This window comes from Winogradskyella litorisediminis, assembly GCF_042675765.1.
Classification (GTDB): Bacteria; Bacteroidota; Bacteroidia; order Flavobacteriales; family Flavobacteriaceae; genus Winogradskyella; species Winogradskyella litorisediminis.
The window spans coordinates 1,076,402-1,094,443 of record NZ_JBHTJL010000009.1 but is presented as its reverse complement, the minus strand read 5'-3'; the positions used below and the strand labels follow the sequence as shown (position 1 = coordinate 1,094,443).

Here is an 18,042-nt window from a genome sequence, read left to right as displayed (position 1 = left end):
TTAAAAAGAACATACTCTACCAACAAAACAAAAAATTACCAACATGAAAAAACTCAATATCTTAATTCTTGTATTAGTAATTCTAGGATGCAAAGAAAATCAAACATTTGATACAAATCTTCTTAATCCAGAAGTTATTGACCACAATGTACCTAATAAAACAGAGCCATATGCTGACCAAGAAATATTAAAAAATTTAGCACCTATAAGAGCAAGGTTCGATAATTATGCAATTACTAAAGAAAGTGAATTTATTAACAACAGAATGACTTCTTTTGGAAAGCAGATGCCAAAGACGATTTACGAACCTGTAAAAGATAAAGCCTTTTTAATGTCTGGTTGGCAACTGACTTCAACTCTAATTGTTGTTGGAGACAATGGACTTATAGTTGTAGATCCTGGAGAAAGTGATGAAGCTTCCGAAAGGATATTAAACGATTTTAGAAAAGAAACCAATATTCAATTTCCTGTAAAGGCTGTAGTATATACTCATAGACATCCTGATCACTCATTCGGTTCTGCAGGAATGGGAGTTACTCAAGAACAAGTGGATAATGGAGATGTAAAAATATTTGCTCATCATCAGTTTATGGACTATTTGGCTAATGATGCAAGTGTTGTTGGATCAATTTTAACGGAGCGAACAGCTTATGGAGGAGCTTCCTATTTAGGGCAAAATGAAAAGGGCCTTGTTCATGCTGGTTTAGGTCCAACTTTTGCTGGTGGAAAAATTTCTTTTTATCGTCCTACCAATATTGTAAAAGACAAATTACAAACTGAAGTAGCTGGAGTAAAGATGGTTTTATTTGAAGCTTACGGTGATGCCGAAGATGAAATAGATGTTTTTTTTCCGGATTTAAAACATGTCCATGGTTCTGAGACAATTCAAGGAGAATCATTTCCAAATCTCTACACATTAAGAGGAACTAAATATCGTGATTTGGTAAAGTGGTATAAAGGCGTAGACAATTTATTAGATTATGCCAAGCAGAGCGACAGCTACAGCCATTCGCACATGCGCTCTTGGGTTGGAAATGATTTTATTGTAGAACGAATCCAGAATTACAGAGATGCTATTCAATTTACCCACGACCAATCCATTTTTCATATGAACCAAGGAGCTACAAGAGAAGAACTAGTAAATTTAGTCTCGCTTCCAGAAAACCTAAAAAAAGACCCTTGGCTACAAGAATTTTACGGGAGTGTAGAGCATGTTGTAAGAAACGTCTACAATGGTTATTTGGGTTGGTATTCTGGTGATGCAACCGAGTTAGCAGCTCCATCTTTTAAAAGAAAAGCCGAGCTTTATATTTCTGCTATGGGCGGAAGAGATAACGTTTTAAAAATAGCTAATGAAGCAATTGAAGCTAAAGATTATGGTTGGGCAATGGAAATAACCACACATCTTGTACGCTCAAATCCAGAAGATCAGGAAGCAAGAGATTTAAAAGGAAAAGCAATGCAAGCTTGGGGCTATGACCAAGCCAATATTTATTATAGAAATTTCGCATTATCTGGAGCTAAAGAACTTGATGGCACCTTAGATAAATCTGGTGCATTTGATTTTGCAAATCCTGTGATAATTGAGCAATTCGGAATAGGAACAATATTAGAAAACTTGAGAGTGAAAATTGACGCCTCTAAAGCTATAAATGCCGATTTTAAAATAGGTTTTAAAATTACAGACCGAAATGAACAATATGGATTTCATGTACGAAACGGAATTTCAGCATTTTACAACTACGTTCCAGATAATTCTAATTTGGTAATAAGTATACCAAGCACTGTGGTTTATGACTTTGTATTAGGTAAAGGTCGAGTAATTGATGTTATAAACTCAGGTAAAGGTAGAGCAGAAGGTGATTTGAGTCAATTAGAAACATTTATGAATTACTTTGATTTTAGTAAGCCAAACATCAATCTTTCTTCTAGATAATAGTAGTTTTTGTTATCTCATTAATATCAATTTGCGTAAAATGTAAAAAAGTAAGATTTGAAAATACCGTTATATTTAGTTCTTTTTTGTTTGTGCTTACAAGGATTTAGTCAACAAGAATTTTTTAGTGAGGCTATTTTAAAAAACACTATAATTTCTAAAAAAACTTGGAAATTTAATCTAATTAGCAATTACAAACATGCTTATCAAAATAGTAAATGGCGGAGGTTTGGATTAGATTTTGACTTTGATAAAAAGCTAAATTCAAATTGGACGATTTCTGGCGGATTCGCTAATAATTATCGGTTTGATAGAGAGTTGGGTGATTTTTATGAATTAAGACCAAAAATCGGCATTGAATATAAAATTTCAATTTTTGAAAATGTAATTCTTAAACAAAGACTATTAGGAGAATGGAGAAATTTCTTTCTCGCCAATCATAATCATTATTTAAGGTCACGGTATAAGATAGAATTAAATTATGATTTTAAAAACAATAGTAATAGCCAAAAATACTGGGGTTTAATTTCTTCTTTTGAATGGTATTTTTTGAAGGATTCATTATCGCAAGAACGCTATTCAAACTCAAGAGAATTTTCTTTTTTTATTTTAAAAAAATTAGAAAAATTTCAAATTATGATTGGATATATAAGAGAAGTATTTCTTTCGGATAGTAAAAGTTTCGGTTTAACAGGCAATACTATTTCATTACGCATGATTTTATGATTAGAAAAGCATAATTAAAATTGGAAAACAACTTTAATCAATATCTTAAAATCTTTAAAAAACCTTTCTATCTCCTTTTCTTTTTTGGCTTAAATTTCGCTTTATTTTTTCGCTGATTAAACGGAATCGCATCATCAAAAGTATGCTTAGCTGGTTTTGCTTTTTTGTTTTTTCGCCATTTGTCATCAACTGGCAAAAGCACATTTAACAAATCTTTTCGGTCTAACTTATTTAAGGTTTTTCGTATCCAATCTTTGTTTTCCTTTTTGTACCAAAAGAAAAAACGGTGCTGCTCGTCTTTTTCCTTTTTTGTTTTCGGCGTTTTGGTTGGCTTTAAAGTATATGGATGATAACCACTATAATAAATCACAGTTGCAACTGTCATTGGTGTTGGCGTAAAACCTTGTACTTGCTCTAACTGAAAGCCCATGTCTTTAGTTTCGGCAGCGAGATTTGCCATATCTTCTACTTCGCACGCTGGATGATTGGAAATAAAATAAGGTATGAGTTGAAGGTTGAGACCTTTCTTAATGTTTATTTTATCAAAACGCTCTTTAAACTTATGAAAATACGAGAATGATGGCTTACGCATCAGCTTTAACACTGGGTCACTTGTATGTTCTGGCGCTACTTTGAGTCGGCCAGACACATGCTTTGTCATTACTTCTTCGGTATAATCGTCTAACTCTTTGGCATCTGCATTTTTATTGAATTCTGGAACCAACATATCGTGTCTAATTCCACTACCTATAAAAGATTTTTTAACTTTTGGATGTTTGTCAACCGCTTGATATAGTTCAGTTAAGGGTTTGTGAGACGTATCGAGATTACTACAAATCACTGGCGAAATACAAGATGGCGCCACGCATTTATCACAGATAGATTGCACCTTACCTTTCATCTGGTACATATTGGCACTAGGTCCGCCAATGTCGCTTAAATAACCTTTAAAATCTGGCATATTGGCGACTTTATCCACTTCACGAAGAATGGATTCTTTACTTCTACTGGCAATAAATTTACCTTGATGTGCCGATATGGTACAAAAACTACAACCACCAAAACAACCACGGTGAATATTGATGGAGGTTTTAATCATTTCAAACGCCGGAATTGGTCCACGTTTATTGTATTTAGGATGCGGTAGTCGTGTGTATGGTAAATCAAAAGAAGCATCAATTTCTTTTTCCGTCATGGTTGGATATGGCGGATTAATCATCAATGTTTTATTTCCCACTTTCTGAAAAATACGTCGAGCTTTGAGTTTATTTGACTCTTGCTCAATAATTTTAAAATTTGAAGCAAACTTTTTTTTATCTTTTAAACAAATTTCGTGCGAAACGATTTCAACATCTTCCCAATTAGAATTTTTCGGAATAGATTCTCCTCCATCTATTAAAACGGCAGTTTGTTCAATGGTTTTTAAACTTGAAAATGGAACACCTTTTTGCAACAAACGCACTACTTCTCTTAGTGGCTGTTCGCCCATGCCGTATACCAACATATCTGCTTTAGACGATTCTAAAATGGTTGGCATAAGTTTATCGCTCCAATAGTCGTAATGCGTTACACGACGCAGCGAAGCTTCGATACCACCAATTAAAATAGGTGTATCAGGAAATTTTTCTTTTAAGATATTTGAATATACCGTAGTTGCATAATCGGGTCTAAAACCTATATCGCCATTTGGTGTGTACGCATCTTTATCACGGCGTTTTTTACTCGCAGTATAGTTGCTCACCATTGGATCCATACATCCGCCTGTGACGCCAAAAAACAATCTAGGCTCACCAAGTTTTGTAAAATCCTGAAGATTGTCGTGGACACTTGGTTGCGGAACAATTGCCACTTTTAACCCTAAACTTTCTAAAATTCGACCTATAACTGCAGGCCCAAAAGATGGATGATCTACATAAGCATCACCGCTAAAAAGAATTACATCTAATTCTTCCCAACCACGAATTTTTACCTCTTTTTTGGTAGTAGGTAACCAATCTGAAAGTTTTAACTCTTGCATAGCTTTACAAAAATACGCTATTTATGCTTAAAATGAATGAGATAAGAATACTGCTTATGACTAAAACCGAAAGGTTAAAGCATTTTTAAAGTATTGATTTCTTGAATGGTTAAATGTTTCCAATGACCACGTGGAATGTCTTTTTTGGTTAAATGACCGATTGCCACACAATCAATTTTCACCAAGTCGTAGTTAAGTTCATCAAAAATTGTTCGTAAAATTGTGTTACCAGTATTCTTGATTTTTACGCCAATTTTGTTTTTAGATTCACCATCAATATAGCTAATTTCTTCAACGGTAATCAATTTTCCTTCGACTTTAAAACCATCTTGAATTTTCTTTAAATCTTCATATTTCAGATTTTTATCCAATTCAATTTGAAACAAACGCGCTACACCATTCTTAGAGTTGGTGAATTTTTTTACCACATCATCATCGTTTGTAAACAACAATAAACCGAGCGAATTTCTTCCCAAACGGCCAATAGGTTTTATACGAGCTGAGGTTGCATTAGCCACTAAATCCATAACCGTACGCCCTTTACCTTCTGCAGTAGTCGTTGCAAAACCTTTTGGTTTATTAAGTAATACGTAAGTTTTTGGTTCTGGATTAATTCGGCGACCATCAAAGCGTACATCATCAGTCGGTTTTACCTTGTAACCCATTTCTGTAATTACAGAACCGTTTACCGTTACAAGACCAATAGAAATATTCTCATCAGCTTCACGACGTGAACACATGCCTGAGTTGGCAATGTATTTATTTAAACGAATCTCGTCTGAATTGGACGTTGTTTTAGGTGCAGCCTTCTTTTTTTTAGGCGCATATCTTTGCTTAGAAAATGGTTTCTTTCCTTCACCAGAATATTGCTTTCCGTCTCTCTTGCCTTTACCCTTTTTATCTTGCTGTTTTGACATGCTTAAAATTTTTGCAAAGGTAATACAATAGTTAACATTAACTACTTAATTTCCACAGTAGTTTGACGCTCAGTATTCACTGTTAATTTTGTGACATCTGGTCGTGAATAATGTCCAACAACATCAAAGTTTTGACGCTCCTCTAATACGCGATTAAAATCTATTTTTTGAAATATTAAACCCTCTTTGCAAATAACTGGCTCCACAATCCATTCACCATCTGGTCCAGCTATGCAGCTTCCGCCATTAGCTAAAGTATCAGGTGCGTTTTTTACAATCTCGTCATAATATGGCGTGTTTTCAGGAAAGTCTGATTTTGCCATTAAACTCGAAACCGAAACCACGTAAGAGCGTGATTCTCGAGCGATAAAACGTGTAATATCTTTGGTATTATGGTCACTTCCTGGCCAAACGGCGATATGGAGATTTTCACCTTGACCATACAATGCTGTTCTTGGAAGTGGCATCCAATTTTCCCAACAATTGAGACCACCAACTGTAAATGCTTTTAATGGATGCACCTTTAAACCGTTTCCATCGCCTGGCGCCCAAGTTAGACGCTCATCGTATGTTGGTTGTAATTTTCTGTGTACCGATTCTATACTACCTTCTGGATTAATATAAACCAATGATGCATAAATACTATGTCCGCCACGGTCTTCAGGACGTTCCATGATACCTAAATAAATCGCAATGTTATGTTCTTTTGCTAATTTACAAACAGAATCTAATTCGCCTTTTTCTATACAAATTGAATTATTGACGTAATGTGCATGTAATTTTTTATTAAGATTTGTGTTCCATTCGGCACCACCAGCTAATGCCAACCAGAAAGGATAACCTGGTAATAAAGCTTCTCCAAAAACAATAAGTTCGGCATTTTCTTTCGCTGCATCTTTTATAAATTTTTCTATTTTTTGAAGTGTCGCCAATTTATTTAACCAAACTGGAGCGATTTGCGCCATAGCAATTTTTAAAGTCGTATTCATTTTAGAATCGGTTTAAAACTAAATTTATATTTATTAAAACTATTGAAAACACACCTGCTACAATGATGAATTTCAAAATATTATGAAGCAATAAATAATGTGTTTTTTGATTAGATTTCCACAACAATAGTAGAAAAACAATCAACAAAATTACACTTGCATAAAAGAAATAATACATCAGTCCTATTTCAAAATAAAATACTAATACAAGTGCTGTTGCACAAGTTATAAATAAAGCACCAGTCAGTAAATATTTAGAAATTTTTTCACCATAAACTACTGGTACTGTTCTGTAGTTTAAAGCCAAATCACCTTTAATGTTTTCTAAATCTTTGGTCAATTCGCGCATAGAGATCAATAAGAATAAAAACAAAGCGTGTACAAATACCACCAATTCAAAGTTTTGATAGTAAATAAATATGGCAAAAAATGGCGTAACGGCTAAAATTGAAGACACCAAATTACCAATAATTGGCATTTTTTTAAGCTTATGGGAGTAAAACCAAATGGCAAAAATATATAGAGCAAAGAAGATTACGGCTCTAAAAGAGACATAACTTGCAAAGATAATTGCCAAGAAATTAAGCACGAAATATATAGACAATTTGGTGTTTTGACTAACCAATTTATCTAGCATAGTTTTATTTGGCCTGTTAATTAAATCTTTCTCGGAGTCGTAAAAATTATTAATAATATAACCTGAAGCAATCACGGCCGAAGATGCTAAAACCAACATCAATAAGTAAATATCAAAAACGACATCTTTTACCGATAAATCTGGTGCAAAAATGTATATAGAAGCTAAATATTGAGCAATAACTACAATGAGAATATTGTATCCACGAACCACAGAGAAGAGACTAAAAACCTTTAAAAATATATGTTTTTGTTGTCTCGATAGCATTGGTTGAAATTAAGACCCTGTGACTACGCTCAGGGTAATATCGAAGAAATTAGAAGTTATACACAACCTCTAGTTTTTGACCTTTAAGTGCTTCTCTAGCCTTATCAATATTTTCGGTAAATCCAAGAATATAACCACCGCCACCAGAACCACAAAGTTTTAAATAGTAATCATTGGTGTCGATACCTTTTTTCCACAAAGCATGAAACTGTTTTGGTATCATAGGCTTAAAATTATTTAAAACAATTTTTGATAATTGCTTCGTGTTTTTAAAAAGCGATTTTATATCACCCTTTAAAAAATCGTCAACACAAGCATCTGTATGTTTTATAAATTGTTCTTTTAGCATACTTCGGAAACCTTCATTTTTCATATTTTCCATAAAAATGCTGACCATTGGTGCTGTTTCTCCTACAATTCCACTATCTAATAAAAACACCGCACCTTTACCTTCAGCTTTTTGAGAAGGAATGCCAGTGGCTTCAATATTGTCTTTTGAATTGATAAGAATTGGAAGGCTTAAATAACTATTCAAAGGGTCTAAACCTGAAGATTTCCCATGGAAAAACGATTCCATAGCAGAGAAAATAGACTTCAGTTTTAATAATTTTTCTCTTGTTAAATTTTCAAGAACTGTAATTTTATCTGAAGCATATTTGTCATAAATCGCTGCCACTAATGCACCACTACTTCCAACGCCGTAACCTTGTGGTATTGATGAATCAAAATACATTCCTGCATCTACATCTTCTTGTAGTGCTTTGATGTCAAAAGACACCAAATTAGCATCCAATTCCTTTAAATATATAGCGAATTTCTTTAAACTTTCATTTGATTTTTTTGCTTCTTCAGACGGATTTTCATCCACTTTTAAAGCACCGTTATAAAAGTTATAAGGGATTGATAAACCTTTAGAATCTTTAATGATTCCGTATTCTCCGAAGAGTAAGATTTTTGAATAAAATAAGGGACCTTTCATAGTATTTTTCTTATCGAAAACCTACGCTAACTGTTTTGCGCCTTTTCCGACCGTATCACAAATATAGTGACCATTTTGGCAATACGCAACCAACTCGGTCTTAATAAAATGGTAAACTTTTTCGGTTTCAGCTTCTGGAAACAAGACATGTACGTTAGCACCTGCATCTAATGTAAAGCAGATGTTTGAACCTGTTTCGTTTCTAAATTGCCATATTTTATTAATAATTTGAAGCGTATTTGGTTTCATTAAAATAAAATACGGCATGCTTGTCATCATCATAGCATGAAGCGTCAAAGCTTCACTTTCTACGATTTCTATGAATCGTTTTAAATTTCCTGAAATAAGTACTTCTTTTAATTCTGAAAGATTTTCATGAGCCTGTTCAAAACGTTTTTCGGCAAAAGGATGACCAAACATCAATTTATGACCAACGGTACTACTCACTTGTTTTTCACCTTTATCTACTAATAAAATTGCATCTTGATAATTTTGAAAATTGGGATGAATGTCTTCCGTAAATCGCACACCGAATAAATCTGTACTCTCTGTTGCTTTATTTTTTCCCCAAACCACCAATTCGCCTTCAATGCTTCTACAAGCACTACCAGAACCCAAACGCGCTAAAAATGATGCTTTTTGGTTAAAATATGAAGACCTTTCGACTGCGCTTAAGGTGATATTTTCTTTTAAATTTTGCTCTATACTCATCAAACACAAAGCCAAAGCACTCATTCCTGAAGCAGAAGACGCAATTCCAGAACTATGCGGAAACGTATTTGATGTACTTATCGTAAAATGATAATCTCTCAAAAACGGAACATAAGTCTCAATACGCTCAAAAAAGGTTTGAATTTTTGGTTTGAAGGCTTCATTATTTTCACCTTCAAAAATCACATCAAAACTAAAATCTTTACTTTCTTTCTTTTGATAAGACAACGTCGTAATAGTCTTGCAATTACTTAAAGTAAAGCTAATTGAAGGGTTTTCTGGGATTTGATTTTCGCGCTTTCCCCAATATTTCACTAAGGCAATATTACTTGGCGATTCCCATTTTACTTTTCCGCTTTCAACGTTAGTTTTATAGTCTTTAAGAATAAAATCTTGCTCTGTCATTCGTTTAAATTCTAATGCAAAAATAGGTAAATTCTAGAGCATATTCTATTGCTTATTTCTGAGCTCTTGTCTCCGCATTGGCATACTATCGATGAGGTTAAAAATCACATTGGAATCAATAATTTTAGTTGAAGAAAATTTATTTCCGCCATCTAAGCCAAATAATCTAATAGTAAATTCGTTTGAAGTTTCTGTACGATTAAACATTTTTGGTTATGTCTTAAAATCGTAATAAACGCAAGCTTTTTCAATACATTTATAAATTACTAATTTCCTCTCTTTCATTTTGTTTGACTCCTTTTCAAAGAATTGAAATTGAGTTTCAACAGTATCTCTCGTTGCCTCATTACCAGATATGATAATGACACGTTCTTCCCATTTATGAGATTTTACGTTTTGTGCTAAAAGACAACTAGAAAAAAGGGACATAAAAACTAAATATTTCATAGTTCTAAATTTACAGATTGAGAAACTATAAAAGCGCTCGTCCACGCATTCTGAAAATTAAATCCGCCAGTTACCGCATCTACGTTGATAACTTCACCTGCAAAAAATAAATTTGGAATTAGTTTGCTCTCAAAGGTTTTGAAATTAATTTCCTTTAAATCAACGCCACCAGCAGTTACAAACTCTTCTTTAAATGTACTTTTACCAGTAACTTGAAAAATAGCATTGGTCAACTGCTCAGCTAGAGCTTCTAATTGCATTTTATTTAAATCTGCCCAGCGTGAATTTTCATTAATATCTGCTTCTAAAACCAATTTCTTCCAAAGGCGTTTTGGTAAACTATATTGTGGCGAGTTATAAATCAGCTTTTTTGCTAACTCTAATTTTAGTTCTTTTAAACTATTTACACAATCTTCTGTTTCTTGCTGAATAAAATTAATGCTGATTTTAAAATTATAATTCAGTTTAGCCAATTCTACTGCGCCAAAGGCAGACAGTTTTAAAATAGCTGGCGCACTCATCCCAACATGCGTTACTAGAAGTGGTCCGTTAGATTCTAAATTAGTACCAATAACTTTGACCTTAACATCTTTTGCAACAACTCCTGGAATATCTTTGATGCGCTCGTCCTTGATATCAAAAGTAAATAACGATGGTACTGGTGGTACAATTGTATGCCCTAAATCTAAGAGTAAATTCCAAATTTTCGGGTTGCTTCCTGTAGCAATAATTAGTTTTTTACAGCTTAAATTACCCTGATTAGTTTCTAATTCGAAATTATTTTTAGTTCGAATTGATTTAACAGAATAATTATAAAGTACCTCAACGCCATGTTTTTTTGCTTCATACAAAAAACAATCTATTATGGTTTGAGATGAGTTTGAAACTGGAAACATACGACCGTCTTCTTCAATCTTTAACTCTATTCCGCGTTCTTCAAACCAAGCAATGGTATCTCCTGTCATAAATGTATGAAAAGGTCCGAGTAATTCTTTTTCGCCTCTTGGATAGTTGTACACGAGTTCTGAAGGAATAAACTCTGCATGCGTGACATTACAACGACCACCGCCAGAAATTTTCACTTTTTGCAATCCTGTTTTTCCTCTTTCGAGGATAGCAATGGATTTATCTGGGTGTTTCTCGGCGATGTTTATAGCTGCAAAAAAACCTGCTGCACCACCGCCAACTACAATAATATCGTAAGTATGTTGTTCTTTTTTCAAATCGCTGTAAATTTAAGCCTAAATACCAAAACAATCGATGCGCAAATTACTTTTCATCCTTATACTTCCATTTTTTAGTTGTGACACTGGCAATCTCAAAGTTATAGCCGATTTACCCATAGCTCTAAATGAAGTTTCTGGCATTGCACCTGACGCTAATAATGGTTTTATTTGGATGGTAAACGACAGTGGAAATGCGCCAATACTCTACGGTCTTGACTTTAAAGGTAATATTAAAAAGTCGATTACTGTTGAAGCAAAAAATAGAGATTGGGAAGATTTAACAATGGACAATAAAGGCAACCTTTACATTGGAAATTTTGGAAATAATGAAAACGACAGCAAGGGACTTTCTGTTTATAAAATATCAGCTTCTGATTTGATTTCTGAAAAAACTTTGGTAAAACCAGAAATTATCTCATTTACATATCCTGAGCAAAAAAAGTTTCCTCCAAAACGAAAAGACCGCCATTTTGATTGTGAAGCATTTTTCTTTTTTAATGACAGTTTGTATTTGTTTACCAAAAGCAGAAACCCTAAAAACCATGGTATTTCTAATCTTTATAGCTTGCCTTCAAGAGCTGGAACTTACACTGCAAATCGTTTAGATAGTTTTGAAACTTGTAAAAAATCAGAATGCTGGGTAACATCAGCCGACATTAATTTAAATGGAAATAAACTCGCTCTTTTAACAGAAAATTCAGTTTATGTTTTTGAAAAATTGAACAAAAAGTCATTTTTTAATTCCCCTTACAAACACTATAAATTCACTTACAATTCGCAAAAAGAAAGTGTTGCTTTTAAAAATGATAGTACGCTTTACATAGCTGATGAATATCTCGGTGTTGATGGTGGTAATTTGTATGAGTTTAATATTGAATAAAAAAAGTCAGCAAAAAGCTGACTTTTAAGTATTAATAATTTGTTTTATTTAAAATCCAAAACCGAGCCTAAAGGCTAAACGTACACCATCGTCACTGCTAAATGCAGAAACATTAGCTGTAAACATGCTATAGGCACTTACAAAAATACCACCACCGATAGATGTATTCCATTTGTCTTCATTAAATACTGGCGCAATTACTCGACTGTCATCAATCCAAACTCGACCATAATCAAAACCTCCGTAAAAGCCCATATTAAAAGGTAAGAAACTAGAACCTTGCTTTTTTAAGTTAAAACGTAAGTCTGTACTTTGTACAAAGGATTGCTTACCAGCAAAACGCTCTCTTCTAAAACCTCTTAAGCCTTCAGAATCCCCAAGTGTTGCGGCTTGGTAAAATTCAAAATCATCTCCAAGATTTATATGACTTCTTATTTTAGAGGCTAAAACAAGTCTCCCGCTAGAATTTAGTTTGTAGTCTATTGCTAGTTCTGGAATAATAAATCCGAATCCATCAGAAGTGCTTAAATTATTTTTATATCCAACCTCTAGTCCTGCCTCCAATCCCAAAGTCGGAAATACATTACTATCCTTAACCTCATATTCATATTTGGCATGCGCACCTATAAAATCTTGTTGAGCAAAAACATTATCCGTTGCAGGAATAATTGTCTGCAAAAAACGTCCTGTGGTTCTCTCAACTTCATTAGACTCAAAACCTACTCCAACTTCAAACATAGAACCGTATTGTGTTTTCCATACTAATGAAGGCGCAATACTAAATGTTCTAATTTTTACACGGTTAAAATCTAAATCTATGCTACTGTTATCTGGTTCTAAATTTGGTGTACTATTACCAAAGCCAAAAAAGTTTCGTGCAAAATTTGGACTCGTAAAGTTAGCATCAATTTTTAAGTTAGATTTACCAACAACATTGGCTAATTCTCCCGTATATCCTAACTCAAAACCACTAGTTGCAAAAAAGTAGGCTGCAGAGACAGTATGCCGTGAAGAAAATGGATTTCTTTCGAAATTAAAATTTGTAAATGTAGCTGCAGCACCTATTTTAAAACCATCGTCAGGGTTAGCTCCTATTGTTGGAAGAATTTGTTTTGTATGGTTTTTTAGCTTTTTATAATTATAAACATTTGTCTCATAATCATCTGTAAACTTCTTTGCTCCTTTGTTTGTTACAACTGTATTTTTTTTAGATTTATAATCGTAAAACTTAAGTTTCTTTCCGTTTTTAATGTCATACGTATCGTTGTTTTGGCCTCCAATTAAACGCACCATTATCATGTTATTGCCTTCTCCAGAAACATCAAAAACATCGTCATCGTCTAGAGCGTAAATCCAAATTTCTTTTGTTTCTTCTCGGTTATAAACGCGTTCGTGGAAGATATCTGTCTTTTTTCCATCTTTAATTCTGTAAGCAGTGACTTTAGTTTCGCCATTGGGCATACGAACAACATCAAACCAATCGTCTTTATTTGTGCTCTTAACTACTGCAAATTTATTGACAACATCAAAATATCTATTTGCTATTTTTTGAAGATTTCCTCGGCGAGCTTTCATTAAGCGCTTTATTTCTTCGATATCATTATCCTTTATTTCGGAAGGAATATTATTTGCAAAAGCGTTATCAATAACTTCGTCTGTCATGTTTTTTTGAATTAATGCTACTTGCGCATCCCAAACATTTTTACCAGAATGCTGAATCAATTCCATATCTAAAGGATATGGTTCTACATTTATTTCTCTTACATGTTTTAAATCTTCGCTGTACTCTCTTAACAAACCTGCTGCTGGCATTAATTTAACTGCTGTAGAAAGTAAAAATCCATCGCTCATTTTTGAGAATGCTTGGTCTCTGTCTCTTGGCATTGGACGATATACTTTTTTACCATTTTCTTTAAACTCAATCCAACGCCATTGGTCATAATGTCTATCCCAATCACCTATAAGCATATCAAACAATCTTGCTTTGATGTAAGCTGCTTCGTCGATAACTATATCTTCATCTTTATGTATTTTCTCCATCACATCTGGTGTACTAATTAGCTCATTTTGATATCCAAAACTTGCTTGATCATCATGTCCTTCTGATGTGTGTTCTTCAATCATATACAATTCATTGCCAAAATCATCATTATAACCTTCAATAGCTTTTTGTTTTGGCACATAATACAAAACAGGATTTGTATGATATACACCTATAGCATCTGCTAAATCTCCTACCACAAATGGTGCATACGGATGAGCTCCTGTAAATACATCTAATAATAAATCTGAAGCAAAACTATCGTCTAATCTATCACCAATGTATTTGTCTTTAAACATGATAGCTTGCAAATATTGCGCAGGTTGCTTTCTTAAAGCACGCATAACGTATTGTCGGCCAGATTTGTCTTCTAACCTAAGCGATTTGGACTGATTTCCGCCTCCTTTTCTTACTGGTTTTAAACCTCCAAATAAAGTATCTAAATCTACTGTTGGTACTGTTACTTTTGTTCCGTATTGTTTTCTGTATCTGTTTCCCCATAAAAATTTATGAAAGCCAGAAACGTCTACTTCATCTTCTGAATAAATTGATGCAGAAACTTCATTTGGAAATGTATCTGGATATTTATCCGCATTTGGGTCAACATCTGGCTTTAAAACTTTGGTTTGATATACTGGGACTTTATTACCAACCTCATAAAAACGTACGTGCGATGAGCCATCATTAAAAACATCAAGTCTTGCATAACCATTAGCACCATAACCAAATTGACTATTACCTGTTAATCTTACGGCAGAAACCTCAGAACCAGCTCCACTAATAATTTGAGACAAACCTCCACCTTTTAGAAATTGAAGATTTTTTTCATGACCAGAAACAAAAATGGCTTTATCATTTTGTTTGGCTAAACTGACCACGCGACCACGAAGTTCATTATACATTTTATTTTGAAAATCTCCGTTAGAGACACCGCCAGTTTTTTTAACCACATTTTTAATTGTACCGATGATTGGCAAAGGTTTTAAGTGGCTTTTAAAAGAGTATTCTCCAGAATGCTCACCGTTATTCATAATAGGGTGATGCATTGCAATAAGTGTTGTTTTTCCTCTAGCTTTTTTTACCTCGCTAGCAAATTCATTAACAAAGTCTGCTCTAGTTTTAATATCACAATCGTCATTAATGGTTGGGTGTTTGTCCCAATTTGTAATATACCAAGTGGAATTAACGATGATTAAAACAATATCTTCAGAAATATTAATCTTTTCAATTGGGCAACCATTCTCTGGTAAAAAGGTGTTTTTACCGAGAGCTTTTTCAATAATTTTCTCTTGTTTTTTAAGCGTTCCTAGTCCATCTCGCCAATCGTATTTACCTGTTGTAAATACAATATCTCCATTAAACTCTTTTAGGATGTCTGTCTGTGATTTTAGACTTTGTTCTAATAAAGATTTTGAAGCTTTTTTATGACTATCTAAAGACACATTATCACCTAGAAAAATTACAGTACTGTTGGTCGAAGCTGATTTGAGCATTTCCCCAAAATCAGAAAGAACAGTATTATTATCTGAATCATTTGATGTACTTGCGCCGCCAATTAGATAGAACGAATGGTTTATTGGTTTATTTGGAAATTGAATCTCTGTTGAAGCTTCTTTCTGCAACTGAAGGGTTGCACAGCCTGTAAACAAAAATATAACTAAAAGTAAACGAGCAAGCCAGTAAAAATTTTTCATTAAAATTCGAATTTATTAATAGCGCTTGAATATAATGAAAATGTGTTATTTAACCCACAAGCTGTCGGTAAAGTAGTGCTTACAATCCATGAAATTATTTTGAACTTTAAAACTAGAACTTTTAGCAAGTGTATTTATTTCTTTGACATCGTATTTTTTTGAAAGCTCTGTCCAAATCAATTCATTATAACCAAAAATTATTGTTTTGTTTATTTTTTTTAGGTTTACAGTTTGATTCCTTAAACTTACGATATAACTTTTTACTTCTCCATTGTCTGGATTATAATTGCTGTAAAAATCAAAGTCATCAATTTTAAAATCAGCATCTAATTCGCGATTAATTCTTAAAAGTAAGTTTAAGTTAAATCGTTTTGTAATGCCATGAGAATCGTAATACGCATTATGGATTGTTATTGGATTCTTTTTTAAATCAACTCCAATTAAAAGTTTATCGCCGTTTTTCATGTTTTTATTGAATAGAGTCAATAATTCCGTGGCTTTTTGAGGCGAATAGTTACCAATATTTGAGCCTAAAAAAAGTAATAAACTAGGAAAATTACTTTCGCGATTAACTTTTAAAATTTCAAAATAATCGCCTACTTGTGGTTTTACGTTTAATGTTGGTAAACGCTCTCTCAAGCTTTCTGTAAGTATATCCATAGCCTCTTGAGAAATGTCAATAGGCACATATTTAAAATCGATATTTTTATTGACTAAATATTCTAGTAATTTAAAGGTTTTAAATCCATCTCCAGCACCTAATTCTATGATATTAAAAGGTTCAGAAAATTGTAACGCTTCATGTATTTGTTTGGACTGCATAGATAAAATCTCGAACTCTGCATCCGTAAGATAATACTCTGGCATATTCATTATTTCTTGAAAAATGCGGCTGCCATTATCGTCGTAAAAGTATTTTGATGAAAGGTATTTTTCTGTTGCAGTTAATCCTGCGAGCACATCTTGTGCAAACGAATTGGTCATTTTTTAATCTTGAAAATTAATTATTTGGCTAGTCTAATTCCTGAAAATTGCCACTTAGTGTCTGGTGAAAAGAAATTACGATATGTTGGTCTACTATGATTTGTCGGCGTTGCTATAGATGCACCTCGCATTACCATGGTATTAATCATAAATTTACCATTGTACTCACCAATAGCACCATCAGCTTTTTTAAATTTTGGATAAGGTAAATAAGCACTATTTGTCCACTCCCAAAGTTGACCGTACTTAAGATGTTTTGAGGCAACTTCCCACTCAAATTCTGTAGGTAAGCGCATGTCTTTCCACTCGGCAAATGCCCAGGCTTCGTAAAAACTAATATGACTTACAGGTAAATTTTTATCTAAGCTTTTAAGTCCATTGAGCGTGTATTGTTTGTAACCACTTGATGTTTTATGCCAATACAATGGCGCTTTAACATTATTGACTTGAAGCCAATCCCAACCGTCGGCATGCCACAGGTTAAAGTTTTGATAACCACCATCTTCGATAAATTGTAAATATTCACCGTTTGTGACTAATGACTTTGAAATTTTGCAATTGTGCAAATAGGTTTTATGAACGCCCAACTCATTATCAAAACAAAATTTATTACTAGAATGACCTATTTTATAAACGCCCTCAGATATGGAAACAAATCCCTCTTCAGATTCAGGTTTAAGATTTATATCGGTTTTAAGAGCAGGAAATGCAGGTTGATGCCCAAAAATATACTTTATATCATATATTAAAAGCTCTTGATGTTGTTGCTCGTGTTGCAAGCCTATCTCTAAGACTTCTAGTACGTTTTTTGATTGTTCTTCTTTTAAAAAATCTGATAGTTGATTATTGACGTAAGCTCTGTAATTAAAGACATCTTTTATCGTTGGTCTTGTCATATTCCCACGATTCATCCGTAGTATTCGTTCTCCTACATTATTGTAGTAACTATTAAAATAATACGAAAAATCTTCGCTAAAACACTCGTAGTTTTCTTTATATTCTGAAAGCACAAATTGTTCAAAAAACCAAGTCGTATGACCTAAATGCCATTTTGGTGGCGAAACAAATGCAACAGGTTGCACTGAGAAATCGTCAACTTCTAATGAAGAACAAATTTCTTCAGTCTTATTTCTTATTTCTAAAAATCTATTTTTTATTGAAGGTTTACTGGTAAGAATTTTCAAAG

Annotated in this window: 13 protein-coding genes and 1 pseudogene; 3 read left to right on the top strand and 11 right to left on the bottom strand. The window is 33.4% G+C overall.

What is annotated here, in order from left to right:
• Nucleotides 1-43: 43 nt before the first annotated feature.
• The gene (locus ACFQ1Q_RS07185) at nucleotides 44-1,936 is read left to right on the top strand and encodes an alkyl sulfatase dimerization domain-containing protein (RefSeq protein ID WP_386129412.1); all 1,893 of its coding nucleotides are present in this window, start codon (nucleotides 44-46) and stop codon (nucleotides 1,934-1,936) included.
• Between the two features lie 57 nt (nucleotides 1,937-1,993).
• Complete coding sequence (locus tag ACFQ1Q_RS07180) at nucleotides 1,994-2,662, top strand: DUF2490 domain-containing protein (protein ID WP_386129410.1); 669 nt, start codon at nucleotides 1,994-1,996, stop codon at nucleotides 2,660-2,662.
• 67 nt (nucleotides 2,663-2,729) lie between these two features.
• On the opposite strand, the gene ACFQ1Q_RS07175 is transcribed toward ACFQ1Q_RS07180, so the two are convergent.
• The 8 genes and pseudogenes from ACFQ1Q_RS07175 to ACFQ1Q_RS07140 form a co-directional block, all read right to left on the bottom strand.
• Entirely contained in the window at nucleotides 2,730-4,679 is a 1,950-nt protein-coding gene (locus ACFQ1Q_RS07175) for a YgiQ family radical SAM protein (protein WP_386129408.1), read from the bottom strand.
• Nucleotides 4,680-4,753: 74 nt separating this feature from the next.
• Nucleotides 4,754-5,596, bottom strand: a complete 843-nt coding sequence (locus ACFQ1Q_RS07170) for a pseudouridine synthase (protein ID WP_386129406.1) — start codon at nucleotides 5,594-5,596, stop codon at nucleotides 4,754-4,756.
• Nucleotides 5,597-5,637: 41 nt separating this feature from the next.
• Nucleotides 5,638-6,585: a carbon-nitrogen hydrolase family protein gene (locus tag ACFQ1Q_RS07165; protein WP_386129404.1), complete on the bottom strand. Its 948-nt coding sequence runs from the start codon at nucleotides 6,583-6,585 to the stop codon at nucleotides 5,638-5,640.
• Between the two features lies 1 nt (nucleotide 6,586).
• Nucleotides 6,587-7,489, bottom strand: coding sequence for a geranylgeranylglycerol-phosphate geranylgeranyltransferase (locus ACFQ1Q_RS07160; RefSeq protein WP_386129402.1), 903 nt, complete (start codon nucleotides 7,487-7,489; stop codon nucleotides 6,587-6,589).
• A 49-nt stretch (nucleotides 7,490-7,538) separates the two neighbouring features.
• Entirely contained in the window at nucleotides 7,539-8,468 is a 930-nt protein-coding gene (locus tag ACFQ1Q_RS07155) for a mevalonate kinase family protein (protein ID WP_386129400.1), read from the bottom strand.
• Between the two features lie 21 nt (nucleotides 8,469-8,489).
• A complete protein-coding gene (locus ACFQ1Q_RS07150; protein WP_386129398.1) occupies nucleotides 8,490-9,584 on the bottom strand; it encodes a diphosphomevalonate/mevalonate 3,5-bisphosphate decarboxylase family protein in 1,095 nt (364 codons plus the stop codon).
• Nucleotides 9,585-9,629: 45 nt separating this feature from the next.
• Nucleotides 9,630-10,013 (bottom strand): annotated as a pseudogene (locus ACFQ1Q_RS07145) (DUF4174 domain-containing protein).
• A 14-nt stretch (nucleotides 10,014-10,027) separates the two neighbouring features.
• Nucleotides 10,028-11,254, bottom strand: coding sequence for a BaiN/RdsA family NAD(P)/FAD-dependent oxidoreductase (locus tag ACFQ1Q_RS07140; protein WP_386129396.1), 1,227 nt, complete (start codon nucleotides 11,252-11,254; stop codon nucleotides 10,028-10,030).
• Between the two features lie 37 nt (nucleotides 11,255-11,291).
• Between ACFQ1Q_RS07140 and ACFQ1Q_RS07135 the strand changes: the two genes are divergently transcribed.
• On the top strand, nucleotides 11,292-12,137 hold the full coding sequence (locus tag ACFQ1Q_RS07135; RefSeq protein WP_386129394.1) for a hypothetical protein: 846 nt from the start codon (nucleotides 11,292-11,294) through the stop codon (nucleotides 12,135-12,137).
• Nucleotides 12,138-12,185: 48 nt separating this feature from the next.
• Here ACFQ1Q_RS07135 and ACFQ1Q_RS07130 read toward each other — a convergent pair whose 3' ends face one another.
• The 3 genes from ACFQ1Q_RS07130 to egtB are packed head-to-tail and all read right to left on the bottom strand — an operon-like array spanning nucleotide 12,186 to nucleotide 18,040.
• Nucleotides 12,186-15,872, bottom strand: a complete 3,687-nt coding sequence (locus ACFQ1Q_RS07130; RefSeq protein WP_386129392.1) for a phosphoesterase — start codon at nucleotides 15,870-15,872, stop codon at nucleotides 12,186-12,188.
• A 45-nt stretch (nucleotides 15,873-15,917) separates the two neighbouring features.
• A complete protein-coding gene (locus ACFQ1Q_RS07125; protein ID WP_386129390.1) occupies nucleotides 15,918-16,856 on the bottom strand; it encodes an L-histidine N(alpha)-methyltransferase in 939 nt (312 codons plus the stop codon).
• Between the two features lie 20 nt (nucleotides 16,857-16,876).
• Entirely contained in the window at nucleotides 16,877-18,040 is a 1,164-nt protein-coding gene (gene egtB / locus ACFQ1Q_RS07120) for an ergothioneine biosynthesis protein EgtB (RefSeq protein WP_386129388.1), read from the bottom strand.
• Between the last annotated feature and the right edge of the window lie 2 nt (nucleotides 18,041-18,042).